The sequence below is a fragment of the Pseudomonas sp. NPDC088429 genome (assembly GCF_044753305.1).
GTDB lineage: Bacteria > Pseudomonadota > Gammaproteobacteria > Pseudomonadales > Pseudomonadaceae > Aquipseudomonas > Aquipseudomonas rustica.
The window spans coordinates 101,665-127,374 of sequence record NZ_JBIVMX010000002.1; the positions used below are offsets into that span (position 1 = coordinate 101,665).

The following is a 25,710-nucleotide window of genomic DNA, read 5'->3' on the forward strand; positions in this document are numbered from 1 at the left end:
TTTCCAAATTGCTGAAGGAAGAGTGGGGCGATGCATGTCGCCCCGCTCAAGGTACTGCTGACCATGAACTATCAGTTGAACTTTGCCGCCGTGTGGCGCGATTTCGACACCTTGCTCGCGGGGCTCGGTCTGGGCCTCGAACTGGCGCTGGTGTCGATCGCCATCGGCTGCGTGATCGGCCTGCTGATGGCGTTCGCGCTGCTGTCAAAGCATCGCGCCTTGCGGGTGCTGGCTTCGGTGTACGTCACGGTGGTGCGTAACACGCCGATTCTGGTGTTGATTCTGTTGATCTACTTCGCACTGCCGAGCCTCGGGATTCGTCTGGACAAGATCCCGTCGTTCATCATCACTCTGTCGCTGTACGCCGGGGCCTATCTGACCGAAGTGTTCCGTGGTGGCTTGCTGAGCATTCCCAAGGGGCAGCGCGAAGCGGGGTTGGCGATTGGTCTCGGTGAGTGGCAGGTCAAGGCTTACGTCACCGTGCCGGTCATGCTGCGCAATGTCTTGCCGGCACTGTCGAACAACTTTATTTCGCTGTTCAAGGACACTTCGCTGGCCGCTGCGATTGCGGTGCCGGAGCTGACCTATTACGCGCGCAAGATCAACGTCGAAAGCTACCGGGTGATCGAAACCTGGCTGGTGACCACGGCGTTGTACGTCGCGGCCTGTTACCTCATTGCCATGCTGCTGCGTTACCTCGAGCAGCGTCTGGCGATCCGCCGATAGGAGGCTGCGATGTACGAATCTCCCACTTGGTTACACGAGTTGTGGATTGCCCGCGAGACGTTGCTGCAGGGCTTTCTGACCAGCGTGCAGGTGTCGGCACTGGCGATTTTGTTCGGCACGATGCTCGGCGTTGTCACCGGTCTGGTGCTGACCTACGGCAAGTTCTGGATGCGCGCACCGTTCCGTTTCTACGTCGATCTGATTCGCGGCACGCCGGTGTTTGTGCTGGTGCTGGCCTGCTTCTATATGGCGCCGGCGCTGGGTTGGCAGATCAGTGCATTTCAGGCTGGTGCGTTGGGCCTGACGCTGTTTTGCGGCTCGCACGTTGCCGAAATCGTTCGCGGTGCGCTGCAAGCGTTGCCCCGTGGGCAGATGGAAGCGAGTCAGGCGATTGGTCTGACGTTTTATCAGTCCCTTGCCTACGTATTGTTGCCTCAGGCATTGCGGCAGATCCTGCCGACCTGGGTCAACTCGTCCACGGAAATCGTCAAGGCGTCGACCTTGCTCTCGGTGATCGGCGTCGCTGAGTTGCTGCTCAGCACGCAACAGGTCATCGCCCGGACGTTCATGACCCTGGAGTTTTACCTGTTCGCCGGTTTTCTGTTCTTCGTCATCAACTACGGCATCGAGTTACTCGGCCGGCACATTGAAAAGCGGGTGGCCTTGCCATGATTGAAGCTCCAGTTTCCAACCTTCAGAACGGCCAGCCGCTGCTGGATATTCGTGGCCTGCACAAACAATACGGCGCGGTCGAAGTGCTCAAGGGTGTCGACCTGAGCATGCAGCGCGGCAACGTGGTCACGTTGATCGGCTCCAGCGGCTCGGGCAAGACCACGCTGCTGCGTTGCGTGAACATGCTCGAAGAGTTTCAGGGCGGGCAGATCCTGCTCGACGGCGAATCGATCGGCTACGACGAAAGCAACGGCAAACGCGTGCGGCATGCGGAAAAAGTCATCGCTCGTCATCGTGCGATGACCGGCATGGCGTTCCAGCAATTCAACCTGTTTCCGCATTTGACTGCACTGCAGAACGTCACCCTTGGCCTGCTCAAGGTCAAGAAGATGCACAAGGACGAAGCCGTGGTACTCGCCGAGAAATGGCTTGAGCGCGTTGGCTTGCTGGAGCGGCGCAATCACTTTCCCGGCCAGTTGTCCGGCGGACAGCAACAGCGTGTGGCGATCGCCCGGGCCATTGCGATGAACCCGAGTCTGATGCTGTTTGACGAAGTCACCTCAGCCCTCGACCCGGAACTGGTCGGCGAAGTGCTCAACGTGATCAAGGGCCTGGCCGAGGACGGCATGACCATGTTGTTGGTGACCCACGAAATGCGTTTCGCCTTCGAGGTTTCGGACAAAATCGTATTCATGAATCAGGGGCGAATCGAAGAACAGGGGCCTCCCAAGGAGCTGTTCGAACGCCCGCAATCGCCGCGTCTGGCTGAGTTTCTGAAAAGCACGCGGTTTTAAATATTCACTTTTGTAACCAGGAGAAACACCCATGAGCATTACTCGATACGGCACCGGCAGCACCGCCGCTGGTGGCCAGCCACGCCCATTCGCCCGCGCCGTTGAAGCCGATGGCTGGCTGCACGTGTCCGGCCAGGTGCCGGCGGTGGATGGCGAGATTATTGTTGGCGGCATCGTCGAGCAGACTCACCAGACCATGAAGAACCTGATCGCGATTCTCGAAGAGGCCGGTTATGGCCTGGAAGATGTCGTGCGCGCCGGCGTGTGGCTGGACGATCCACGGGATTTCAGCAGTTTCAACAAGGTCTTTGGTGAGTACTTCAAGCCTGAGCACGCACCAGCGCGGGCCTGTGTGCAGGCGAGCATGATGGTTGATTGCAAGGTCGAGATCGACTGCATTGCGTACAAGAAGAAGGCCTGATCAACGCCATGATCGTTCCCACGCTTTGCGTGGGAATGCCTCACGGAACGCTCCGCGTTCCAAGGGACGCAGAGCGTCCGGGGCTTCATTCCCACGCGGAGCATGGGAACGATCATTAGCGGTAAACTCCCGGCGACTTTGAATGGGAACCCACTGAAATGACCGAAGACACCATCAAACGCCGGGCCCGCGGTCTGGATCGGGCGTTCGATATCCTCGATTTCCTCAAGGAAATCGGCCAGCCGCTGCGCCCGAATGATATCGCCAACGGCATCGGCAGCCCGAAATCCACGGTCTACGAACTGGTTGCCTCGTTACTCGAGCGACGGATTCTGGAACCGGTGGGCAAGGACGGTCACGTCTATCTCGGCCGGCAGCTGTACTTCCTCGGCCAGGCGCATTTGCGTCATTTCGACCTCAGTCGCGAGGCCGATCACGCCTTGCAGGAGATCGTCAGCCAGACCCATGAAACCGCGCAGATGTGCCTGCTCAATGGGCGCAAATACACCGTGGCATTGATGAAGGAGGGCGAGCGACATTTCCGCATTTCTTCCGATATCGGCGAAAACGCGCCCATCCCATGGACCGCTTCCGGCCGTCTGCTGCTCGCGCATTTAAGCGATCAGCAAATCCGCGACCTGATCGACGAAGACGATTACATCCTGCCCGACGGCGAGCGTTTGCCGATGGAGCTGTTTCTGGCGCAGATCCGTCAGGCCGGCATCGACGGATTCTTTTCGTTCGACAGCGTTGCCGACACCTTCACCCATTGCTTCGCCGCGCCCGTCAAAGACCCGCAAGGCGTGGCGATTTGTACGCTGTGCATCGTCGCCCCTCGGGCCGATGCGAAAAACAATTACAACGACTATCGCCGGGTGCTGATCGAGAGCGCTAACAGCCTCGCCCGACGAATCAACGAATAAACGCGGCCGCGTGCGGCCGCGAATGTGAGGAGTTCGACCATGACGACTGTCATCAATTCTGCTGTAGATAAAGGTGATGCGGCCATCGGTGCCCATCTGGCGCGTGACGTCAGCCTGCCCGCGCTGGTGCTGCACCGCGAAGCGCTGGAACACAACATTCGCTGGATGCAGAAATTCGTCAGCGACAGCGGCGCCGAACTCGCGCCCCACGGCAAAACCAGCATGACCCCGGCGCTGTTCAAGCGTCAGCTCGACGCCGGCGCATGGGGCATTACCCTCGCCAGCGCGACCCAGACCCGTGCCGCTTACACCCACGGCGTGCGCCGGGTGCTGATGGCCAACCAGTTGGTCGGCACGCCAAACATGGCGTTGATTGCCGATCTGCTGGCCGATCCGTCGTTCGATTTCTACTGCATGGTCGATCATCCGGACAACGTCGCCGATCTCGGCGCTTACTTCGCCTCGCGCGGCGTGAAGTTGAACGTGATGATCGAGTACGGCGTGGTCGGTGGCCGTTGCGGTTGCCGCAGCGAGCAGGAAGTGATTGAGCTGGCCAAGGCGATCAATGCGCAACCGGCACTGGCCCTGACTGGCATCGAAGGTTACGAAGGGGTGATTCACGGTGATCACGCGGTCAGCGGCATTCGTGAGTTCGCCGCGTCGCTGGTGCGTTTGGCCGTACAGTTGCAGGACAGCGGCGCGTTCGCGATTCCGCAGCCGATCATCACTGCCTCGGGTTCGGCGTGGTACGACTTGATCGCTGAGTCGTTCGAAGCGCAGAACGCTGCCGGACGTTTCCTAAGCGTGTTGCGCCCGGGCAGTTACGTCGCGCATGACCACGGCATCTATAAAGAAGCGCAGTGCTGCGTGCTGGATCGTCGCAGTGATTTGCACGAAGGCTTGCGCCCGGCGCTGGAAGTCTGGGCGCATGTGCAATCGCTGCCGGAGCCGGGTTTTGCGGTGATCGCGCTGGGCAAGCGTGATGTGGCTTATGACGCCGGTTTGCCGGTGCCGTTGTTGCGTTACAAGGCTGGAGTTGTACCAGCGGTGGGCGACGATGTCGGTGCGTGCAAGGTGACGGCGGTGATGGATCAGCACGCCTTCATGACCGTAGCGCCGGGCGTTGAACTGCGCGTTGGCGACATCATTTCTTTCGGCACCTCGCACCCGTGCCTGACGTTCGACAAGTGGCGCACGGGTTTGCTGGTGGATGAGCAGTTGACGGTGATCGAGAGCATGGAGACCTGTTTCTAAGGCTCAAGACCGCGTCGCGGCCATTCGCGAGCAGGCTCGCTCCCACTTTTTGGAATGCATTCAAACTGTGGGAGCGAGCCTGCTCGCGAAGAGGCCCGCCCAAACACCATCGAACGACCAGAGACACCGCCAACATGAACACCCTAAGCCCCCTGGGCCCCAACACCCCTCGCATCGCCCTCATCGGCGAATGCATGATCGAGCTCCAGCAGCGCGCCGACGGCAGCCTCCAGCAAAGCTTCGGCGGCGACACGCTGAACACGGCGGTGTATCTGTCCCGAGCCCTGGGCGACAAGTCGCAAGTCGACTACGTCACCGCGCTAGGCGATGACAGCTTCAGCGACGCCATGTGCCAGATCTGGACAGAAGAAGGCATCGGCCTGGGCATGGTGCAACGCCTGCCAGGTCGCCTGCCGGGTCTGTATTGCATCCAGACCGACGCCAATGGCGAACGTCGTTTCCTCTACTGGCGCAACGAAGCGGCCGTCCGCGATTGCTTCACCACGCCGGCCGCCGAGCCGATTCTGGCCGCGCTGCCGGATTACGACGTGTTGTATTTCAGCGGCATCACCCTGGCCGTGCTCGGTGCGCAAGGGCGCGAGAAACTCATCCAGACCCTGATCGAAGCCCGCCAACGTGATGTGCGGATCGTTTTCGACAACAACTACCGTCCACGTTTATGGGCGTCGGTGGACGCTGCACGCCTGGCGTATCGCAGTGTCCTGCCGTACGTTGACCTGGCCTTGCTGACGGTGGATGACGAACAGGCGCTGTTTGGTTTTGCTGATTGCGATGAGGTGTTCGCCACGTACGCGCAAATCGGTACGCCGGAAGTGGTGCTCAAACGGGGCGCTGAGGCGTGTCTGATTCGCTGCGAGGGTGAGGTGTTTGAAGTGCCGGCGCAGAAAGTTGAGAAAGTCGTGGATACGACGGCGGCGGGGGATTCGTTCAGTGCGGCGTATCTCGCGGCGCGGTTGATGGGCGACAGTCCTGAAGAGGCCGCGCGGGCCGGGCATCAATTGGCCAGCCGAGTCATTCAAGTTCCTGGTGCACTGATCCCCAAAGATTGAAACACATCCCCTGTAGGAGCTGCCGAAGGCTGCGATCTTTTGATTTTGACTGGCAAGCAAGATCAACAGATCGCAGCCTTCGGCAGCTCCTACGGGAGTTGATCAATCGCGGTAAAAAACCTGCACCAAGTGATACCCGAACTTGCTCTTGATCGGCCCATGCACCGTGCGCAACGGCTTCTTGAAGATCACCGCATCAATCGCGCCGACCATCTGTCCCGGCCGTACTTCCCCCAGATCCCCGCCGCGCTTGCCGGACGGACAGGTCGAGAATTTTTTCGCCAGCACATCAAACGCTTCACCCTTGGCGATGCGTTGTTTGAGCTGTTCGGCCTCTTCGGCGGTTTTCACCAGAATGTGGCGGGCTTGGGCTTTCATCGTGCGGTACCTGATAACGGGGTGACGGCGGGGCGCGGATTATGCCTCAAGTCACGGAGTTTGGCTGAGCATCGTGCGGATCTTGCTGGCCAGCAGTTCCAACGCAAACGGTTTGGCGACCATGTCCATACCGTCCTCAAGAAAGCCCTGACGTTCAGCGGCTTTTTGCGCGTAACCGGTCATGAACAACACCTTCAGCCCGGGGCGATGCTGACGGGCAATCTCCGCCAGTTGTCGACCGTTCATGCCCGGCAGGCCGACATCGGTCACCAGCAGGTCAATGCGCGAGCCGGATTCCAGCAAGGGCAGGGCGGACGTCGCGTCTTGCGCTTCATACCCGCGATAACCCAACTCTTTCAACAGATCGAGCACCAGCATGCGCACCGCCGGGTCATCCTCGACCACCATCACGGTCTCGCCGCTGGCCGTGGGGGGCGTAACGCTCACCGGTTCAACCTCGGCGGCTTGCAGTTCAGGCGTTTTCAGTCGCGGCAGATACAAACGCACACACGTGCCTTGACCCGGCACGCTGTCGAGGCTGACATGGCCGCCCGATTGCTGGGCAAACCCGTAAATCATCGACAGCCCCAACCCCGTGCCCTGACCAATCGGTTTGGTGGTGAAAAACGGATCGAACGCTTTTGAGCGCACGGATGGCGTCATGCCGGTGCCGTTGTCGCTGACCGCGAGCATCAAATAATCGCCAGCCTTGACCGGTTCCAGCGTGGTGATGTCGCTGCCATCAAGGTAAACGTTGGCCGTCTCGATCAGCAGTTTGCCGCCCTCGGGCATCGCATCGCGAGCGTTGATCACCAGATTGAGCAGGGCGTTTTCCAATTGGCTGACATCGGTGCTGACCGGCCAGGCATTGTCGGTCAGACGCAGTTCGAGCTCGATCGGATCGCCTTTGGTGCGGCGAATCAGGTCTTCAAGTGAATGCACCAGTTCGTTGACATCCAGTTTCTTGCGATCCAGCGACTGACGCCGGGAGAACGCCAGCAACCGATGGGTCAGCGCTGCCGCCCGATTCGCCGAGGACACGGCCGCTTCGGTAAAACGACCAATCTCGTCGGCACGACCGTTGGCGATGTAGCGCTGCATCAGGTCGAGACTGCCGATGATCCCTGTCAACATGTTGTTGAAGTCGTGGGCGATACCGCCGGTGAGCTGGCCGACCGCTTCCATTTTCTGCGCGTGACGCAATGCATCTTCGGCACGCTCACGCTCGAACATCTCGTTTTGCAAACGCTGGTTGGCCTGCGCCAATTGCTCGGTGCGGGCGCTGACCCGTTCCTCGAGCGTTTCGTTGAGATTGCGCAGCGCTTCTTCGGTCTTTTTCCGCTCGGTTTCATCAATCACAAAAATATAGAAACCGTTGACCGCGCCATCCGGCCCGTGGCGCGGCACGTAATTCATCAGCGCGTGGCGCGTGCTGCCGTCGCGATGGGAGGTGTACAGGCTGAACGAGCACGACCGGCCCGCCAGTGCTTCAGCAATGTACGGCGCCCGCAGGAAATAGGCTTCTTCACCGATGACATCACGAATGGTGCGCCCGAACAGCTCCTGCGGGGTTAAGCCGTACCAGTCCAGATAAGCGGCGTTGTTCAGGCGAAAACGTTCTTCCTGATCGACATAGCTGATCAGGATCGGCATCGCGTTCATGATCAGTTGCAGTTCGGTCTGGCTCTGACGCAGCGCCTGTTCGGTGTGTTTGCGTTCGGTCAGATCCAGCGCGGCCCCGAGAAAACGCATGGGCCGGCCATGGTGATCCTTGTAGCAACGGCCTCGGGCAAACACCCAGCGCAACTCGCCGTTGGGTTGCAACAGGCGGTATTCCTCGGCGTATTCGGTGCCGTGGGTGATGCAATGTTTGATGCTGCGGGCAACCATCGCGCGGTCTTCGGGGTGCACGCCTTGCAGGTATTCGCTGATCGGCAACTGACTGGCACGTACCGGGTCGACGCCATGCAACTGCGCGAAATGCGCGTCGGCAATAAAGCGGTCCTCGCCAATGTCCCAATCCCACGTGCCAACCGCATCGGTGGCAGCGAGGGCCAATTGCAGGCGTTCTTCGGTTTCCTGCTGGGCCTTCAAACTTTGTTCGGAGCGTTGCTGCAGTTCCAGGGCAATGCGTCGACGTTCATTGGTTTCGATGGCCGTGACCAGAATCCCGGCGACCTGCGCATTTTCATCGCGGATAGGGCTGTACGTCAGATCGAGCCAGAAGTCGGATTCCTGACCGTCGCGCTGCAAGGTAAAACGCCTTTCACTGTAGGTGCGCACCTGGCCTTGTAGGACGGCGCTGTAAATCGGGTCAGTGAATTCTCTAAGTTCTGGCCATATCTGGTGTGCAGGCTGTCCGAAAGCGTGCGGATGCTTGTGGCCGGCGAGCAACGCGAAGCCGTTGTTGTAGATCTGCGTCAGTTGCGAGCCCCACAGCAGCAACATCGGCATGGGCGAGTGCATCACGATGTCCACCGCAGTACGCAGGCTCTGCGGCCAAGTGCCAGCGGCGCCCAACGGGCTGCGACTCCAGTCGGTGCGGGCAATCAGAGCCTGGGCGTCATCAGTGTTCGGTACAGCGTTCATCGTTGGATCCTGAGGTTCTGTCGGTGAGGCGGCGTCTACTATGCTTGCAGAACGGTAGACGCTATGGGGCCGGGCGCGTCACGCAGCGGCTCATTTCGATCATTCAATGCTTCGCGGGTGTTTTTTGCCATGGAAATCGATGCACTGTTAACTCAACTGGCCAGCAAACACGGCTCGGATCTGTTTCTGTCGACGGGCGCGCCACCCAGCGCACGCTTCGACGGCGTACTCACCGCGTTGAGCGATCAGCCGTTCAAACCCGGTGAAGTGGCTGCCATCGCCACCTCTCTGATGGACGCCGAGCAGCGCCGCGAGTTCGAACGGGATCTGGAAATGAACCTGGCGATCTCGCGTACCGGCGTCGGACGCTTCCGGGTGAACATCTTTAAACAGCGTAACGACGTCTCGCTGGTAATCCGAAACGTGAAGCTGGACATTCCACGCTTTGAAGATCTGAAGTTACCGGCGGTGTTACTCGAGACGGCGATGCTCAAGCAAGGCCTGATATTGATTGTCGGGGCGACCGACTCTGGAAAATCCACCACGCTTGCGGCGCTGATCGATCACCGAAACCGTCACAGCACCGGGCATATCGTCACCATTGAGGATCCGATCGAGTACATCCACCGCCACCAGCGCTCGATCATCAATCAGCGTGAGGTCGGGGTCGACACGCGCAGTTTTCACGCGGCGCTGAAAAACACCCTGCGTCAGGCCCCGGATGTCGTGCTCATCGGCGAAATACGTGATCGCGAAACCATGGAGCATGCGCTGACGTTCGCCGAGACCGGGCATCTGGTGCTGTCGACGTTGCATGCGCACAACGCCAATCAGGCGCTGGAGCGGATTCTGAACATGTTTCCCGAAGAGCGCAGGCCGCAACTATTACAGGCGCTGGCAAATAATCTGAAGGCGTCGGTTTCGCAGCGTTTGGTGAATACGTCAGAGGGGCAGCGGCGGGCGGCGGTTGAAGTAATGATTGGCACGCCGACGGTCGCTGATCTGATTCGGCGCAATGAACTGGGTGAACTTAAAACTATCATGGAGCGATCCGCTGATTCAGGGATGCAAACGTTCGATGATGCAATCTATCAGTTAGTTGTTGAAGGTGTTCTGGGTGAAGTGCAGGCGTTGGAATATGCGGATTCAAATAATAATCTGAGGTTGAAGTTGAAACTCAAGAGTGGTTCGCCAATTGAGGGTGACGCTTCGCCCGAAGGGTGGGGACTGGTCTAAAGGCTGGCGTCGATGCCGTAATGGTTGAAATATTATTTAATTTATTGTTTCTTGATGGTTGTTATATTTTACGTAGGATGAACTTCCGTTAATAGATATCTGTGATTGGAAGTTTGTATGGAAATTAGAGTTGGCAAGGACGGCGTCGCCGAGGATTTTTTATTGTCAGTGAGGGCTGATGAGAGAGAACGCAGTAAGTTGGCGGCCGAACTGATGAGTGTCATTGAGGGGCGAAGTGAAAATGATTCTGTAAATCTCAAAAAACTGACGTTCTGGTTAGAAGCAGGGTCGTCACTCGAGTACGTGCACTCGCCAGTCAGCAAGATGTTAACCGAGATCATTTACTCGGTTGAGTTTCAGTCTTTGTTTTCTACTCCTACGTTGTTTGATCGAGTGAAAGTGGATGGCAAAGGCGACTTGATAGGTATCATCGGTGCGGATGATTTTAATCTAAAGGATTATTACGACAAGACGTCGACCTTTTCAGAGGCACTGGACGCTCTTGTTGAAATAATTGAAGCGATAGGCGGTGAGGCCAGTTTCAATGGTAGGGTTGGTTTTGAGCATTGGATCAGATTTCATGGCCACGTCCTTCCGGAGAATGTGGCGCAGGTAAAAAAACTTTTATTCTTCTTGAAGTGGAAGTGGCCCGAGGCTGATGGGCTAGGCAACTATTGGGAGCCTATTACCGGGGATGATGAGAATTCAGTAGTGCTGACGACTCAGCAGTACGCAGACATTCGCGCACTGACAGCGCATTTGTTGCCGGACGGCCTCGGCGTACTGGAAACCTTGTATCGTAATGGCCGACCTAATCCCCCTATGCACATTAATGAGGACAGTGCGAACGAAGTCCTTACGTGTGTGTTGAACCAGCCGTTCTCGAAAAAACTCGCACAGCAATACATAGATGCGTTGGGCTGGTACGGTTCGGATGACGGCGAAACAGTTCATGACGCCGATTTGGCTCAGATGCTCGTCACGGCCATTCTCGTTGATCTGGATCCTCTGATTGGCGGCCACGAACGGCGCAATCACGTCGGCACCCACAATCTTTATGCACCCGCGATCGCTGCTGATCAGCCAATGGAGCTTGTACGCGAAGGTTTCGAAAATTACCTCATCAAGAGTGGTCGGGTTTCTCAAGATCTGAGCCCGTTAGCCGCCCATCTACTGCTCGGTTTTATAGCTCCTGGCTTTGTGGTGAAGTTTCTGCCACGTGATCTGACGGTAGGTTCGATTAACTGGCTGACATTTGTTCAGGCCGTCGCACTGATAGAACTCAACTGCAAGGGCGCGTCGCGGTTCATGACCTATGAGCAAGTGATGATGTTCTCGGACATGGACGCAATCAGTCTGCAATTCGGCCAGTTGCAGGGCATCGCTGCGATGGATTCGATATTCGACTGGGCTTTGATCAATGAGGTTATCAGCGTTGAGGAACTGGAAGAATTTCCCGAAGAAGCGCAGCAACGCGCTTTAACCGCTTACGAAGATTTCATGGAAGCACTGACTCACACTGCCAGAACGTTCTCCACATCCTTGCCGAGTCGACGCAAGCTCGCGTTGGCCGCTTTGGAAAAAGCCGCGCCCGGTTGTTACTTTCTGGACCATAAAGTACTGCGTCACGAAACGGATAAGTTTTCCTCGTCCTACAAAATGTCAATACTCGATCTGCATATCGAGGGCGAGTTGACCGGCAGGGAATGGGAATGGCGCGAAGCCGGCAGCCTATACGACACCTATCCAGACTTGAAATGGCTGGAGCCCAATCAGCCTGTGTTTGAACGCGCCGTTATTGAGTATGAGAGCAATCTTCGCAAGGCGATGATCGGTAATATAAAACTCGCCGTATCAAAAATTCCCATAGAACATCGTGGCGTTTTTGAGGCGAGCGAGATTACTTTTTTTACAGTGCGAGTATCTGTCAGCGAAAAGATATTTGAAAAAAGTAACGGCCTGATTGGTGGTAACGTCAGCAAGCCCAAGTGGATGGAGAAGCAGATCAAAAGAGATGAGGCGACAGGTAGATACGCCGTCGTCATGTGCGCGCCTTTTGGTGATGGCGAATTACTTTGCTATGAAATGTATTATTTGAAGGGGACATGTCGCCTTAATAAGGAGTTGGGATCGCTGATATTGCGCAGTGGGTTGATGAATATCCCATCTCGAATTGATTTCAAGGGAGACTTGAAAGCTTACTTGCCCGCCGCCGGTTTCTACAAGAACCCGATCGATTTAGATTGCTATACAAAGGGCACGGCTCCCGTGGCCAAACCTTACGTTGACACTATTCTTGATAAGCTGGGTGTGCTTGCGGCGCCCGTTAATCCAGGCAAGACAAAAGCCAGTAACTTTCAATGCTTCATCAATCCGCATATTCATGAGATTGCAGAGTTTCTCACCCGCCACCATCCGATTGCCAGTATTACCGAGATTGGCATCGCAGCAACCGAGCTTACTGAACGCGAGCAAATGCGCGATAAAAGCGAGAAAGCGCTGGCGTACATTATTGACTTAGCCATTCCGTTTAAAAAGTGTATAGAAGATATCAGGTCGGGTGATAAAGACAGACTGGAAGAGGGGCTGTGGGGGTGCGCGCTTGATCTCGTCGGGATTGTCGCGGTTTTAATGGGGGTACCGGGAAAAGCGGTGCACATCGGTACTAAAGTTGTACCTCTAAGTTTAAAAATTGCCAGGCTTGCTCGGCTTGCGATGAAATTGACGATCTCGGTCTTCAACCCTATCGATGGTCTGCCCACGGCGGCATACAAAGGCATGAGATTTGCGCTCAAGGGAGTACAGCGTCTCGGAACGCCAGGGCTGAAATTGATCGAAGGTGCAACCTTTCAAATGCGCCGATTAACAGGCAAAGCCCGTTCTGTGGACTTGATCCAGGCTTCCCGCAGGGCCGATTTTCATGTGGGGACTTGGCGTCCGATTGAAGGTGGCTCGCATACATTGAGCGTCTGTGCCGTTCGCCAGAATGGTGGTTGGTACGCCATCAATCAGTCCGGTAGAGCCTGGGGCAAGCGTTTGGCTGATTTTGCGGTAACACAAGTACGCGCACTACCCAAACTGCGCAGGTCGCTACCTAAAGGTTTTTCCCGGCAGATCATTCAGCGAAGTTTGCCGGTAGCCAATCGCAAGGTTGACCATGCGCTCAGGGCATTGGCGATACCTTATTTCAATCGGGAAACCGAACTGACGATCAACCTGTTAATAGGCGGCTCAGGATCAACACGAGAGAAAATGGAGGTTGTACTGCAAGCTGCCAAACTGAATTTCGGCGTTACGATAGTTGAGAACTTCATTTTGAAAAACGACGCCACCGGCAGAAGCATCATTGAGTTGAGTCGCGATGATTATCGAAAGTGGAAGAGCGCTGATCGTCCAAGGACTCAAGCGTTCTTCACGGTCGATACACAGAATCTGGTCGAGCGATTCACTTCGGCCAAGTCACGTTTCGGCGAAGTAGCCGATGATCTGATACACGAAATGTTCAAAACAGAACTGACCATGCCCGATGCCGCTTGGGCATTGACGGGCGCTTCGAATCAGCAAACAGTCGATGTCGCCCCCTTGCTGAATCTCGCCAAGGGTTTCCTGATAAAAAGCCTCGATTCGAGTACTTACTTTGATAAACAGCGCGCCGCGTCCAACGCTGACTCCTATGCCGTGGCGGCTGCACTGCTCAGTCAACTCGTCACCCATGAAGCGCAGGCCAAAGATAATATTCACCTCATGGTTGAGGTGATTGGCAAATACGAAGGTCGGGCTATTGATACCCCAGTGCTGATAAACCTGAACATCGATTGAATCAACCCAAGCCGCTGCAGTACAGCGGTGGAAGATTGATCTGTCGAATGTCACTCGGCCAATTCAGGGCAATTGCGAAACTGCGCAAGGGCTTCGGGATTGGCCAGAGCGTCAGTATTTTTCACCGGTCGGCCGTGCACGACGTTCCGCACAGCCAACTCGACAATCTTGCCGCTGATGGTGCGCGGAATGTCGGTGACGGCGATGATTTTTGCCGGCACATGCCGAGGCGTAGTGTTGCCACGAATGACTTCGCGGATCTGCCGTTGTAATGCCTCATCAAGGGCAACGCCATCTTGCAACCGGACAAACAACACCACGCGAACATCGTCCTGCCATTGCTGGCCGATGACCACGCTGTCGAGTATTTGCGCGACTTTCTCCACCTGACGGTAGATCTCGGCCGTGCCGATACGCACGCCGCCAGGATTGAGCACGGCGTCGGAGCGGCCGTGAATCAGCATCGCGCCATGGGCCAGTTCTTCGGCGTAATCGCCCTGTGCCCACACGCCGGGAAACAGCTCAAAATACGATTGCCGGAGCTTTTCGCCATTCGCATCATTCCACAGACCAATGGGCATCGCCGGGAAATGGCGGGTACACACCAGCTCACCTTTCTCACCGATGACCGCTTGGCCATCGTCATTCCACACCTCGACCGCCATCCCCAGACTTTTGCCCATCATTTCGCCACGGCGCACCGGTGACATCGGATTGCCGTTGACGAAGCATGAAACGATGTCGGTGCCACCGGACATCGAACTCAGGCACACATCGGCTTTGACGTCGCGGTAGACGAAGTCGTAACTGCGCGGCGCCAACGCCGAGCCGGTACACAGCAGCGTTTTCAGGCTGCTCAAGTCGTGACTTTCGCGGGGTTTGACGCCGCCGCTTTCCAGCGTGGCAAGAAATTTCGGGCTGGTGCCGAACACGCTGATGCGCTCATCGTCGATCAGATCCAGCAAGCGTTCGTTGTCGGGCTGAAACGGTGAGCCGTCGTACAACACCACCGCGCTACCGACGGCCAGTGCAGACACCAGCCAGTTCCACATCATCCAGCCGCAGGTCGTGTAATAGAACAACCGGTCGCCGGAACCTAGATCGACATGCAGGCCATGTTCTTTAACGTGTTGCAGCAAAACGCCGCCGGTACCGTGGATGATGCATTTCGGCACACCGGTGGTGCCGCTGGAATACAACACGTAGAGCGGATGGGCGAAAGGCACCGGTATAAAGAACGGCTCGCCGCCAGTCACGTAAAAGTCATCCCATAGCGTGACGTTTGCCTGGGTGTGGTAATCCTCGGCGCGGGTATGTGGTCGCGCGTACGGTACGACAATCAACTGTTGCAACGTCGGCAACTGTTCGAGAATTTCATTGAGCTTGGTGGTCTGGTCGATTTCTTTACCGGCATATCGGTAGCCCGCGCAGCTGATCAATACTTTCGGTTCAATCTGCCCAAAACGATCAATCACGCCGTGGGTGCCGAAATCGGGCGACGAGCACGACCAGATGGCACCGAGACTGGTGGTGGCCAACATCGCCACCAGCGTCTGCCAGGTGTTGGGCATACACGCGGCAACACGATCGCCGCTGACGACCCCGGCGGCTTGCAGGCTGGCTTGAAATCCGGCGACCTGTTGCGCCAGTTCGGCCCAGGTCAGTTGTTCACGCTGGCCATTTTCAGCCACCGCAACAACGGCGACGGCATCGTCGCGACGGCGCAGCAGGTGCTCGGCGAAATTCAATGTGGCGCCCGGAAACCATTCCGCGGCGGGCATTTTTGTGCCTTCACGCAGCACCGCATCAGGTTGCGTATGGAAGCGGATATCGAAGAAATCAACGATGGCTTGCCAGAATTCTGCGCGCTGCTCGACGCTCCATTGGTGCAGGTCGGCGTAGCTGTCGAGGTGCAAGCCATGACGCTGATTGATCGAGCGGCGGAAGGTGTCCATCCGCGATTGGGCAATACGGGTAGCGTCGGGTTGCCAGAGGATGTCGGACATGGATTGCCTCTTGTTTTGGTGTTCGCAAACGATGTTCAGGTAATAGACCGCTAACTGTAGGAGTGAGCCTGCTCGCGATGGCTCAATCGCAGTCACACATTTGTCGACTGAGACACTGCCATCGCGAGCAGGCTCACTCCTGCAGGGTCACTGCGCTAGCCAGCCACCATCAATATTCCATGCCGCCCCACGTACTTGGCTGCCTGCCTCACTGCACAAAAACAGCACCAACTCACCCAGATGCTGCGGCGTCACAAACTCCAGCGACGGTTGCTTTTCGGCCAGCAAATCGTGCTGTGCTTGCTGCGGTTCAACACCCTTGGCCGCGCGATCATCGATCTGCTTCTGCACCAGCGGCGTCAACACCCAGCCCGGGCAGATCGCGTTGCAGGTGACGTTACTGGTCGCGGTTTCCAGGCCGACCACTTTGGTCAAACCAATCACGCCATGCTTGGCCGCAACATACGCCGCTTTGCCCGTCGAGCCGACCTGGCCGTGCACGGATGCAATGTTGATGATCCGGCCCCAACCCTTGGTGCGCATGCCCGGCAAACTCAGGCGAGTGCTGTGAAATACCGACGACAGATTGATCGCAATAATCGAATCCCAGCGCTCCACCGGAAACTCTTCTACCGGCGCGACATGCTGGATGCCGGCATTGTTGACCAGAATGTCCACGCCACCGAACTCGCGCTCGGCGTAGGCGATCATGTCGGCGATCTGCGTCGGGTCGCTGACATCGGCGGGGTGATGGCCGACCTTGCCGCCGAACTGGCCGACTTCGGCAATCACGGCGGAAGCATCACCGAAGCCGTTGAGAATCAGATTGGCGCCGGCCTTGGCCAGGCTCAGCGCGATGCCCAGCCCGATGCCGCTGGTGGAACCGGTAACCAGTGCGGTTTTGCCCGTAAGAGTGGTCATGAATACCTCACACAATGCCAGTGGCGTAGAAAGTGCCGATCACTACGAAAACCGCCAGGGTCTTGATCAGCGTAATACAGAAAATGTCTTTATAGGCTTCACGGTGGGTCAGGCCGGTGACCGCGAGCAGCGTGATCACCGCGCCGTTGTGCGGCAGCGTGTCCATGCCGCCACTCGCCATCGCGGCCACGCGGTGCAGCACTTCCAGCGGAATATTCGCCGCATGCGCCGCTGCGATAAATTGCTCGGACATGGCCGCCAACGCAATGCTCATGCCGCCGGAAGCAGAGCCGGTGATACCGGCCAGCAGGGTCACGGTAATCGCTTCATTGACCAGCGGATTGGGAATGCCTTTGAGCCAGTCTGCCAGCACCAGAAAACCAGGCAGGGACGCGATCACGGCACCAAAGCCGTATTCCGAAGCAGTGTTCATCGCCGCCAGTAACGCACCGCTGACCGCACTTTTGCTGCCTTCGGCAAGTTTGCTGCGAATCGCTTTAAAGCCGAAGGCGAGCACCATCAGAATGCCAACCAGCAATGCGGCCTGAACCGCCCAGATCGCCGTCAATTTGGCGATTTCGGTGGTGACCGGCGTGGCCATCCCCGGCAACGCGAGGCTGTGGGTTTTGCCGTACCACTGCGGAATCCACTGGGTGAACAGCAGGTTCATGATGCCCACCGCGAGCAGCGGCGACAGCGCGATCCACGGATTAGGCAGCTTCAGATCTTCAGCAGTCTCCGGTTCGTTACGCAGTTCGGTGCCGTAACCTTCGCCAGCCCGTTGCGCCTTGTTGCGCTGACGTTGCAGAAACAGCATGCCGGCGCAGAACACGAAAATCGTACCGATCAGACCCAGCCAGGGCGCGGCCCACGCGGTGGTGTTGAAGAAGGTGCTGGGGATGATGTTCTGAATTTGCGGGGTGCCAGGCAGGGCGTCCATGGTGAAGGAAAACGCGCCGAGGGCGATGGTCGCCGGAATCAGCCGTTTGGGAATATTGCTCTGGCGGAACATCTCCGCCGCAAACGGGTAAACGGCAAACACCACCACGAACAGCGACACGCCGCCGTAAGTGAGCAGGGCGCAGACCAGTACGATGACCAGCATTGCCTGTTTGGTGCCGAGGAGCTTGATCGCGGCGGCGACGATCGAACGTGAGAAACCGGACAGTTCGATCAGCTTGCCGAACACAGCGCCGAGCAGAAATACAGGAAAGTAGAGTTTGATGAACCCGACCATTTTCTCCATGAACACCCCGGTGAACGCAGGGGCGACGGCGGACGGGTCGGTGAGGAGGACGGCGCCGAGCGCGGCGATCGGGGCAAAAAGGATAACGCTGTAGCCACGGTAAGCGGCGAGCATCAGCAGCGCGAGGGCTGCCAAGGCAATGATCACACTCATGGTGTGTCTCTCCGGAGTTGTTATTTTTGTGGGTGGTGCGGTGTGGGAGAGGGTATAGCTAGATGCGTGCCAGATAACTAAGTCTTTGAAATATATGGATTAAATCTAAGTTGTTTTGAATTTTGCAGATTATCAGTCTCGATATTGAGAACTCTAGATCGAAAAAGATCGCAGCCTTCGGCAGCTCCTACAGAGAAAACCCATCTTCTACTGTAGGAGCTGCCGAAGGCTGCGATCTTTTTGATCTTAAAATAACGAATCCAAAAAAAGAGACGGTGTCTCTATTGAGAGACTAAGCAACTCCTAGTGCCACCATTTTCTTATACAACGTTGATCGCCCAAGCCCGAGCCGAGCCGCCGCTTCCGGTACTTTCCCCGCACATTGCGCGAGTGCAGCCTCAATCAGTTGCCGGTCAAACCGCTCCCGCGCTTGAGCGAATGTCTCCTCACTTGGCGCTTCAAGTGTGGGCGCCGACGCACGCTCAACCGGGCTCAGCGGCCCGATCGCCGCACGAATGTCACTCTCCGTCAGCATCAAGTCATCACTGAGCAACGCCGCGCGCTCGAGCACGTTGCGCAACTCGCGAATATTCCCCGGCCAGGCATGCTGCCCAAGCAGATCCAGCGCATCGCGGTGCAGCTCATGCTGACTGCGCAACTCCTCCAGAATCGCCTCACTGAGCGCCGGCAAATCATCAAGACGCTCACGCAACGGCGGCACCTGAATCGGCAGGACATTGAGGCGGTAATACAAATCGGCACGGAACTCGCCGCGTTTGATCGCCGCTTGCAAATCGGTCGAAGTGGCAGCTATCACCCGCACATCACTCTGAATCACCTCGTTCGAGCCTACCGGTTCAAATTCCTTTTCCTGCAAAACCCGCAGCAGTTTGCTTTGCAGCGGCAGCGGCATGTCGCCGATCTCGTCAAGAAACAACGTGCCGCCCTGGGCGATTTGCAATTTGCCGGTGCGGCCCTTGCGGTCGGCGCCGGTGAACGCGCCCGGCGCTGTGCCGAAGAATTCCGCTTCCAGCAGCGCTTCAGGAATCGCCGCGCTGTTGATGCTGACGAACGCCTTGTGCGCACGCGGCGAAGCACTGTGAATGGCCTGCGCCAACAGCTCTTTGCCGGTACCGGTTTCACCGAGCAGCAACACCGGCGACTCGGCACTGGCGCTGCGTCGGGCGCGGCGTTTGACTTCAAGGCTGGCGGCGCTGGTACCGATGAAGTGGGCGAAGTTGTATTTGGTCTGTCGTGCGCGCAGCAGTGAACGGGTCGAGGCCAATTCTTCCTGCATGCTCAGGTAGCGCTTGAGCATCGGCGATAGCGTGCGCAACTCGTCGAACAGGGCGAAACCGATGGCGCCTATGACGGTGCCGGCGTCGTCATGGATCGGCAGGCGCATCACCACCAACGGTTCTTTTGGCGTGTCTTGCATGTCGAGCAGGATCGGCCGCCCGGTGCGCACCACTTCACGCAGCAGGCTGCCGGGGATCACGCTTTCGCAGGGCTTGCCGATGGCGCCTTCAGCGGAGTCGAGGCCAAATCGGCGCGCGTAACGCTCATTCATCCAGACGATATTGGCATCACGATCGACGATCACCGTGCCTTCGCTGGACTGCTCGATGATCTCGAACAACGAGCGGATCGCCAGCGTGCGCACGCGTTGGTAGTCCTTGAGGCTTTCGGTGGTGTTCATGGGGTGGATCCTGGATGTTCTGGTTTTCTGTGCTGGCCTCTTCGCGGGCAAGCCTTGCTCCTACAGAATTCGCGTTGTCTGTAGGAGCAAAGCTTGCTCGCGATGGCCGCGACGCGGTTTTTTAAGCTAAAACGCCTACCCCGGATGCGCCGCCGCCAACAGCTCTTTGGTATACGGATGCTGCGGTGAATCAAACACATCATGACTGGCGCCACGCTCGACCACTTTGCCGTCCTTGATCACGATCATGTCGTGCGCCAAGGCGCGCACCACCGCCAGATCATGGCTGATGAACAGATAGGTCAAGCCGTGCTTTTCCTGTAAATCGCGAAGGAGGGCGACCACTTGTTTCTGCACGGTTCGATCCAGCGCAGAGGTGGGCTCATCCAGCAAAATCAGCGCCGGTTTCAGCACCAGCGCCCGCGCGATGGCAATACGCTGACGCTGACCACCGGAAAACTCATGAGGGTAACGATGACGGCTTTCCGGGTCGAGACCGACTTCCTTTAGCACACGGATCACTTGCGCATCGCATTCATCGGCGGTGGATTCGCAATGCACCTCCAGACCTTCGCTGATGATCTGCGCCACGGACATGCGCGGGCTGAGGCTGCCAAACGGATCCTGAAACACCACCTGCATCTGCCGCCGCCATGGCCGCAGTTGTTTCTGGTTGGGCCCGTCGAGCGCTTCGCCCTGAAAACGGATGCTGCCTTCGGAGTCGAGCAAACGCAGAATCGCCTGACCCAGCGTTGATTTGCCCGAACCGGACTCGCCGACGATGCCCAGGGTTTTGCCGCGCTGAATGGTCAGGCTGATACCGTCCACCGCGCGCAAATACTGCTTGCGCTGAAACAGACCGCCGCCCAAGGCAAAATCGACCCGAAGATCCTCGACTTCCAGCACGTTCTCGCGCTCATCGCGGGGCAGCGCTTCGCCCTCGGGCTCGGCGTTGAGCAAGACGCAGCTGTACGGATGCTTCGGTTCGGTAAACAAAATCTCGCACGGCGCCTGCTCGACAATTTCCCCGGCCTTCATCACGCAAACCCGCTGGGCGATGCTGCGCACCAGATTGAGGTCATGGCTGATCAGCAGCAGCGACATGCCGAGGCGTTGTTGCAGGGATTTGAGCAGCAGCAGGATCTTGCGCTGCACCGTCACGTCCAGCGCTGTCGTCGGTTCGTCGGCGATCAGCAATTCTGGTTCGCACGCCAGCGCCATGGCGATCATCACCCGCTGGCGTTGCCCGCCAGATAATTGATGCGGATAAGCCTTGAGGCGTTCTTCAGGCTTTTTGATGCCAACCAGTTGCAGCAATTCCAGAATGCGCGACTGCGCCGCTTTGCCGCCGAGGCCACGGTGCAGCAACAGGGTTTCGCCGATCTGTTTTTCGATGGTGTGCAGTGGATTGAGCGAAGTCATCGGCTCTTGGAAGATCATCGCAATCCGATTGCCGCGCAGTTCGCGCAAGACCTTGGGATCCGCGCCGACCAGTTCCTGGCCGCGATAGCGAATGCTGCCAGTGGTGCGGGCATCGCATTCGGGGAGCAATTGCAGGATCGAATGCGCGGTCACCGATTTGCCTGAGCCCGACTCACCGACCAACGCCAGACACTCGCCGGGGCGAATGTCCAGACACAGGTTGCGCACCACGGTCTGGTCATTGAAGGCGACGCTGAGGTCGCGGATTTCGATCAGGTTGTCAGTCATCGTCAATCTCTGCTTCAAGAGCGTGGGTCGAAGGCGTCTCGCAACGCTTCGCCGATAAACACCAGCAACGACAGAATCAGTGCCAAGGTGAAAAACGCCGTCAACCCTAACCATGGCGCCTGCAGATTCTGTTTGCCCTGACCGATCAGTTCACCCAGCGAAGCGCTGCCGGCAGGCATGCCAAAACCGAGAAAATCCAGCGCGGTGAGGGTGGAAATTGCACCGGTCAGAATAAACGGCAGATAACTCAACGTGGCGTTCATCGCGTTGGGCAGGATGTGCCGGACAATCACTTTGCGATCAGTCAGCCCCAAGGCCCGCGCGGCTTTGACGTATTCCAGATTGCGCCCACGCAGGAACTCGGCGCGCACTACATCGACCAGCGCCAACCAGGAAAACAGCGCCATGATCCCCAGCAGCCACCAGAAATTCGGCTCGACGAAACCGGAGAGGATGATCAGCAGATACAGCACCGGCAACCCCGACCAGACTTCCAGCAGGCGTTGCCCGATCAAGTCGACCCAGCCGCCGTAATAGCCTTGCAGCGCACCGGCCGCAATGCCGATTAGCGCACTGACAAACGTCAGCATCAACGCAAAAAGAATCGACACGCGGGCGCCGAAAATCACTCGGGCCAGTACGTCCCGCGCCTGATCGTCGGTGCCCAGCCAGTTCACCGTTGTCGGTGGGCTCGGCGCCGGTTTGTTGAGGTCGTAATTGGGCGTGTCATCGCTGAACGGAATCGGCGGGAATAGCAGCCAGCCACCGTCCTTGCGGATCAGATTCTGCACATACTCGCTACGATAATCGGCCTGAAACGGTAGTTGCCCGCCAAATTCCTGCTCGGTGTGACGCTTGAACACCGGGAAGTACCATTCACCCTGATAGCTGACCATCAGCGGTTTGTCGTTGGCGATCAACTCGCCGCCCAACGTCAGCGCAAACAGACCGATAAACAACCACAACGACCACCAGCCGCGACGGTTTTTTTTGAAGCGCTCGAAGCGGCGACGGCCCAACGGCGAAAACTTGAACATCAGGCGTTCCTCGCGGCGAAGTCGATGCGCGGATCCACCAGCGTGTAGCAGAGGTCGCCAATCAGTTTTATCAGGAGGCCAAACAGGGTGAAGATGAACAGCGAACCGAATACCACCGGATAGTCACGAGAGACTGCCGCTTCGTAGCTCATGCGCCCGAGACCGTCGAGGGAGAAGATCACTTCGATCAACAACGAACCGGCAAAGAACACGCTGATGAACGCTTGAGGAATGCCTGACACCACCAGCAGCATCGCGTTACGAAACACATGCCCATAGAGCACGCGTCGCTCGCTCAAGCCTTTGGCCCGGGCAGTCACCACGTACTGGCGAGTGATTTCGTTGAGGAACGAGTTTTTGGTCAGAATCGTCAGCGTGGCGAATCCGCCGATCACCAGCGCCGTCACTGGCAACACAAGATGCCAGAAGTAGTCAGTGATCTTGCCGAGTGTCGACAGCGATTCGAAGTTGTCCGAGACCAGACCGCGCACGGGGAACCAGTTCAGCGAAGTGCCGCCGGCAAACACCACGATCAGGAACATCGCAAAGAGGAACGCCGGCATCGCGTAACCAATGATGATTGCAGTGCTGCTCCAGATATCGAAATGACTGCCGTGGTGCACGGCTTTGCGGATGCCCAGCGGAATCGATACCAGATAGGTGATGAGCGTCGCCCAAAGCCCTAGGGAAATGGTCACCGGCATTTTTTCGAGGATGAGGTCGGTCACCGTGGCGCCGCGAAAGAAGCTCTTGCCGAAGTCCAGTTGCGCGTAATTCTTCAGCATCAGCCACAGCCGTTCATGCGCGGGTTTGTCGAAGCCGTACTGTTTTTCGATGTCCTTGATCAGTTGCGGGTCGAGGCCGCGACTGGCGCGCGATGTACTGCTAATGGCTTCACTGGCACCACCACCGACATTGCCGCCGCCGATGCCTTGCAGGTGAGCGATGGCCTGTTCCACCGGACCACCGGGCGCGGCCTGAATGATCACGAAATTGACCAGCAGAATGATCACCAGTGTCGGAATGATCAGCAGCAGACGCCGCAGTATGTAACCCCACATCAGTGCGGCCCTCCGGGTTTGCCACGTCCGATTTTCTCGGCCGTCATCTGTTGGTTGGTCAGCGGTGTGCTGCTGATTTCCCACCAACTCTCGATCGCTTCGTCATTGCTCGCTTGCACCGCCGGCATGCCGAAGCGGTTCCACCAGACCGTCGAGGTGCCAGGCGGGTAATAGTTGGGAATCCAGTAGTAATTCCATTGCAGCACCCGATCCAGTGCGTGGGCGTAATGCAGCATGTCGGATTGTGTCGAGGCGCGGATCAGGCCGTTGATCAGCGTATCGACGGCCGGGTTTTTCAGCACCATGTAATTGTTGGCGCCGGGGTCGTTGGCCGAGGCCGAGCCGAAATAGTTGAGCAGCTCGCCGCCGGGGGAGGTGCTGACCGGGTAGCCTGTGACGATCATGTCGTAGTCGCGGCTCATCAGGCGATTGACGTATTGCGAGGAATCGATGCGCCGGATGTTGAGGTCGATGCCGATTTGTTTCAGCGTGCGTTTATAAGGCAGCAGCAAGCGATCCATGCCGTTCTGGCTGACCAGAAACGTGAAGCTTAGTGGCTCGCCCTCGGCATTGACCAACTGATCGCCATCCGGTTTCCAGCCAGCCTGTTCTAGCAGTTGCAAGGCTTGCAGCTGTTTATCGCGGATCATCCCGCTGCCGTCGGTTTTCGGCGCCTCGAACACTTGATTGAAGACTTCGTCAGGCACCTGGCCACGCAGCGGCTCCAGGATCTGCAGTTCCTGCGCATCGGGCAGTTTTGACGCCGCGAGCTCAGTGTTGGAAAAGTAGCTTTGCTGGCGGATGTACAGGTTGCGCATCATCTGCCGGTTGCTCCACTCGAAATCCCAGAGCATGGCCAGTGCTTGACGCACACGACGATCCTGGAACATCGGCTTTTGCAGGTTGAACACAAAACCTTGCGCGGATTGCGGCGCCTCAGTGGCCAAATGAGCCTTTTGCAGGCGCCCGTCACTCAATGCCGGGCTGTCGTAACCGATCGAGTAACCGGTGGCCGAGAACTCGCGGTTATAGTCATAAGCGCCACCGCGCAGCACCTGGCGGGCGACGTCGGTGTCGCCGAAATACTCGATGCTGAAGTGATCGAAGTTGTACAAGCCGCGGCTGACCGGCAGATCCTTGCCCCACCAGTTGGCATTGCGTTCAAAAGTGATACTGCGTCCGGAGTCGACCTTGCCGACGCGATACGGGCCGCTGCCCAATGGCGCTTCATAGCCGCCACCGCCAGCGAAGTCACGGGTCTTCCACCAATGCTCGGGAAACACCGGCAGGGTAGCGATATCCAGTGGCAGAGTGCGGTTTTCATTGCTCTTGAAATCGAAGCGTACCGTCAGCGGCGCTTCGATTTCGACACCTTTGACGTCGGCGAATTGCGTGCGATAGCGCAGGCTGCCTTGGGTCATCAACAAATCGTAGGTGTAGCGCACGTCCTCGGCGGTGATCGGCGTACCGTCGGCGAAACGCGCTTTCGGATTGATGAAAAAGCGCAGGGACAACCCATCGTCAGCGCGCTCGATTTTTTGCGCGACGAGGCCGTAGACGGTGTAAGGCTCATCCATCGAGCGCTGCGCCAGCGGCGAATAGAGCATGCCGTCGATCTGGGTGACGCCGATGCCTTTGTCTATATAAGGAAGGACATGGTCGAAGTGGCCGATCTCGATCGCCGAGCGGCGCATCGTTCCGCCCTTGGGCGCCTGCGGATTGGCGTAGTCGAAGTGGCTGAAACCAGCGGGGTATTTCGCCGGTTCGCCATAAACAGTCAATGCATGTTGCGGTGCCGCGCTCACACCAACGGCGCTCAACAGCAGCGTCACGGCAGTGAACATCAATGTGGGGAAAGCCAGTCGCATTGTCAGCCTTAGAGCCGGGTGATCGATAAGCGTAATTTGTACGCGAGCGGCGAGCGGCTCGCCAGCCGTATCGTGTAACTGAAACACAACGGCCCACCAAAAGGCGGGCCGTTATGTTTCATTCAAT

At 57.6% G+C, this 25,710-nt stretch carries 19 protein-coding genes; 9 read left to right on the forward strand and 10 right to left on the reverse strand.

Going from position 1 to position 25,710, the window contains the following annotated elements:
- Positions 1-63: 63 nt before the first annotated feature.
- The 7 genes from ACIP66_RS01980 (at position 64) to ACIP66_RS02010 (ending at position 5,860) form a co-directional block, all read left to right on the forward strand.
- Positions 64-726: an amino acid ABC transporter permease gene (locus ACIP66_RS01980; protein WP_003225455.1), complete on the forward strand. Its 663-nt coding sequence runs from the start codon at positions 64-66 to the stop codon at positions 724-726.
- Between the two features lie 9 nt (positions 727-735).
- Positions 736-1,398 (forward strand): amino acid ABC transporter permease, encoded by a 663-nt coding sequence (locus ACIP66_RS01985; protein WP_400644856.1) that lies wholly within the window; start codon positions 736-738, stop codon positions 1,396-1,398.
- Entirely contained in the window at positions 1,395-2,192 is a 798-nt protein-coding gene (locus ACIP66_RS01990; protein WP_053120511.1) for an amino acid ABC transporter ATP-binding protein, read from the forward strand. Before ACIP66_RS01985 ends, ACIP66_RS01990 begins: the two co-directional genes overlap by 4 nt.
- A gap of 31 nt (positions 2,193-2,223) precedes the next feature.
- The gene (locus tag ACIP66_RS01995) at positions 2,224-2,613 is read left to right on the forward strand and encodes a RidA family protein (RefSeq protein WP_007912330.1); all 390 of its coding nucleotides are present in this window, start codon (positions 2,224-2,226) and stop codon (positions 2,611-2,613) included.
- 158 nt (positions 2,614-2,771) lie between these two features.
- The gene (locus ACIP66_RS02000; protein ID WP_400644860.1) at positions 2,772-3,536 is read left to right on the forward strand and encodes an IclR family transcriptional regulator; all 765 of its coding nucleotides are present in this window, start codon (positions 2,772-2,774) and stop codon (positions 3,534-3,536) included.
- A gap of 39 nt (positions 3,537-3,575) precedes the next feature.
- Positions 3,576-4,790: an amino acid deaminase gene (locus ACIP66_RS02005; RefSeq protein WP_053120507.1), complete on the forward strand. Its 1,215-nt coding sequence runs from the start codon at positions 3,576-3,578 to the stop codon at positions 4,788-4,790.
- Positions 4,791-4,924: 134 nt separating this feature from the next.
- Positions 4,925-5,860 carry a sugar kinase gene (locus tag ACIP66_RS02010; RefSeq protein ID WP_400644863.1) on the forward strand — a complete coding sequence of 312 codons (936 nt, stop codon included), beginning with the start codon at positions 4,925-4,927 and terminating at the stop codon, positions 5,858-5,860.
- A 102-nt stretch (positions 5,861-5,962) separates the two neighbouring features.
- Here ACIP66_RS02010 and ACIP66_RS02015 read toward each other — a convergent pair whose 3' ends face one another.
- Both ACIP66_RS02015 and ACIP66_RS02020 read right to left on the reverse strand, forming a co-directional pair.
- On the reverse strand, positions 5,963-6,238 hold the full coding sequence (locus tag ACIP66_RS02015) for a peptidylprolyl isomerase (RefSeq protein ID WP_007912322.1): 276 nt from the start codon (positions 6,236-6,238) through the stop codon (positions 5,963-5,965).
- Between the two features lie 51 nt (positions 6,239-6,289).
- On the reverse strand, positions 6,290-8,827 hold the full coding sequence (locus ACIP66_RS02020; protein ID WP_400644866.1) for a PAS domain S-box protein: 2,538 nt from the start codon (positions 8,825-8,827) through the stop codon (positions 6,290-6,292).
- A 129-nt stretch (positions 8,828-8,956) separates the two neighbouring features.
- Between ACIP66_RS02020 and ACIP66_RS02025 the strand changes: the two genes are divergently transcribed.
- On the forward strand, positions 8,957-10,063 hold the full coding sequence (locus tag ACIP66_RS02025) for a PilT/PilU family type 4a pilus ATPase (RefSeq protein WP_400644869.1): 1,107 nt from the start codon (positions 8,957-8,959) through the stop codon (positions 10,061-10,063).
- 117 nt (positions 10,064-10,180) lie between these two features.
- Positions 10,181-13,882 (forward strand): hypothetical protein, encoded by a 3,702-nt coding sequence (locus ACIP66_RS02030; RefSeq protein WP_400644872.1) that lies wholly within the window; start codon positions 10,181-10,183, stop codon positions 13,880-13,882.
- 50 nt (positions 13,883-13,932) lie between these two features.
- On the opposite strand, the gene ACIP66_RS02035 is transcribed toward ACIP66_RS02030, so the two are convergent.
- From ACIP66_RS02035 to ACIP66_RS02070, 8 genes are all read right to left on the reverse strand, one after another.
- Positions 13,933-15,888: an acetoacetate--CoA ligase gene (locus ACIP66_RS02035; RefSeq protein WP_400644875.1), complete on the reverse strand. Its 1,956-nt coding sequence runs from the start codon at positions 15,886-15,888 to the stop codon at positions 13,933-13,935.
- Between the two features lie 147 nt (positions 15,889-16,035).
- Entirely contained in the window at positions 16,036-16,809 is a 774-nt protein-coding gene (gene hbdH, locus ACIP66_RS02040; RefSeq protein ID WP_400644877.1) for a 3-hydroxybutyrate dehydrogenase, read from the reverse strand.
- 7 nt (positions 16,810-16,816) lie between these two features.
- Positions 16,817-18,208 carry a GntP family permease gene (locus ACIP66_RS02045; protein ID WP_053120493.1) on the reverse strand — a complete coding sequence of 464 codons (1,392 nt, stop codon included), beginning with the start codon at positions 18,206-18,208 and terminating at the stop codon, positions 16,817-16,819.
- Between the two features lie 292 nt (positions 18,209-18,500).
- Positions 18,501-19,907, reverse strand: coding sequence for a sigma-54 interaction domain-containing protein (locus tag ACIP66_RS02050; RefSeq protein ID WP_400644881.1), 1,407 nt, complete (start codon positions 19,905-19,907; stop codon positions 18,501-18,503).
- Positions 19,908-20,042: 135 nt separating this feature from the next.
- Positions 20,043-21,617, reverse strand: coding sequence for an ABC transporter ATP-binding protein (locus tag ACIP66_RS02055; protein WP_400644883.1), 1,575 nt, complete (start codon positions 21,615-21,617; stop codon positions 20,043-20,045).
- Positions 21,618-21,631: 14 nt separating this feature from the next.
- A complete protein-coding gene (locus tag ACIP66_RS02060) occupies positions 21,632-22,654 on the reverse strand; it encodes an ABC transporter permease (protein WP_212550751.1) in 1,023 nt (340 codons plus the stop codon).
- Positions 22,654-23,715 carry a microcin C ABC transporter permease YejB gene (locus tag ACIP66_RS02065; RefSeq protein ID WP_053120425.1) on the reverse strand — a complete coding sequence of 354 codons (1,062 nt, stop codon included), beginning with the start codon at positions 23,713-23,715 and terminating at the stop codon, positions 22,654-22,656. The genes ACIP66_RS02060 and ACIP66_RS02065 overlap by 1 nt, the downstream gene beginning before the upstream one ends.
- On the reverse strand, positions 23,715-25,583 hold the full coding sequence (locus ACIP66_RS02070) for an extracellular solute-binding protein (RefSeq protein WP_053120423.1): 1,869 nt from the start codon (positions 25,581-25,583) through the stop codon (positions 23,715-23,717). The genes ACIP66_RS02065 and ACIP66_RS02070 overlap by 1 nt, the downstream gene beginning before the upstream one ends.
- Between the last annotated feature and the right edge of the window lie 127 nt (positions 25,584-25,710).

Coding starts and splice junctions, on each gene's coding strand:
- ACIP66_RS01980 (WP_003225455.1), top strand. CDS start 64: ATGAACTATCAGTTGAACTTTGCCGCCGTGTGGCGCGATTTCGACACC.
- ACIP66_RS01985 (WP_400644856.1), top strand. CDS start 736: ATGTACGAATCTCCCACTTGGTTACACGAGTTGTGGATTGCCCGCGAG.
- ACIP66_RS01990 (WP_053120511.1), top strand. CDS start 1,395: ATGATTGAAGCTCCAGTTTCCAACCTTCAGAACGGCCAGCCGCTGCTG.
- ACIP66_RS01995 (WP_007912330.1), top strand. CDS start 2,224: ATGAGCATTACTCGATACGGCACCGGCAGCACCGCCGCTGGTGGCCAG.
- ACIP66_RS02000 (WP_400644860.1), top strand. CDS start 2,772: ATGACCGAAGACACCATCAAACGCCGGGCCCGCGGTCTGGATCGGGCG.
- ACIP66_RS02005 (WP_053120507.1), top strand. CDS start 3,576: ATGACGACTGTCATCAATTCTGCTGTAGATAAAGGTGATGCGGCCATC.
- ACIP66_RS02010 (WP_400644863.1), top strand. CDS start 4,925: ATGAACACCCTAAGCCCCCTGGGCCCCAACACCCCTCGCATCGCCCTC.
- ACIP66_RS02015 (WP_007912322.1), bottom strand. CDS start 6,238: ATGAAAGCCCAAGCCCGCCACATTCTGGTGAAAACCGCCGAAGAGGCC.
- ACIP66_RS02020 (WP_400644866.1), bottom strand. CDS start 8,827: ATGAACGCTGTACCGAACACTGATGACGCCCAGGCTCTGATTGCCCGC.
- ACIP66_RS02025 (WP_400644869.1), top strand. CDS start 8,957: ATGGAAATCGATGCACTGTTAACTCAACTGGCCAGCAAACACGGCTCG.
- ACIP66_RS02030 (WP_400644872.1), top strand. CDS start 10,181: ATGGAAATTAGAGTTGGCAAGGACGGCGTCGCCGAGGATTTTTTATTG.
- ACIP66_RS02035 (WP_400644875.1), bottom strand. CDS start 15,888: ATGTCCGACATCCTCTGGCAACCCGACGCTACCCGTATTGCCCAATCG.
- hbdH (WP_400644877.1), bottom strand. CDS start 16,809: ATGACCACTCTTACGGGCAAAACCGCACTGGTTACCGGTTCCACCAGC.
- ACIP66_RS02045 (WP_053120493.1), bottom strand. CDS start 18,208: ATGAGTGTGATCATTGCCTTGGCAGCCCTCGCGCTGCTGATGCTCGCC.
- ACIP66_RS02050 (WP_400644881.1), bottom strand. CDS start 19,907: ATGAACACCACCGAAAGCCTCAAGGACTACCAACGCGTGCGCACGCTG.
- ACIP66_RS02055 (WP_400644883.1), bottom strand. CDS start 21,617: ATGACTGACAACCTGATCGAAATCCGCGACCTCAGCGTCGCCTTCAAT.
- ACIP66_RS02060 (WP_212550751.1), bottom strand. CDS start 22,654: ATGTTCAAGTTTTCGCCGTTGGGCCGTCGCCGCTTCGAGCGCTTCAAA.
- ACIP66_RS02065 (WP_053120425.1), bottom strand. CDS start 23,715: ATGTGGGGTTACATACTGCGGCGTCTGCTGCTGATCATTCCGACACTG.
- ACIP66_RS02070 (WP_053120423.1), bottom strand. CDS start 25,583: ATGCGACTGGCTTTCCCCACATTGATGTTCACTGCCGTGACGCTGCTG.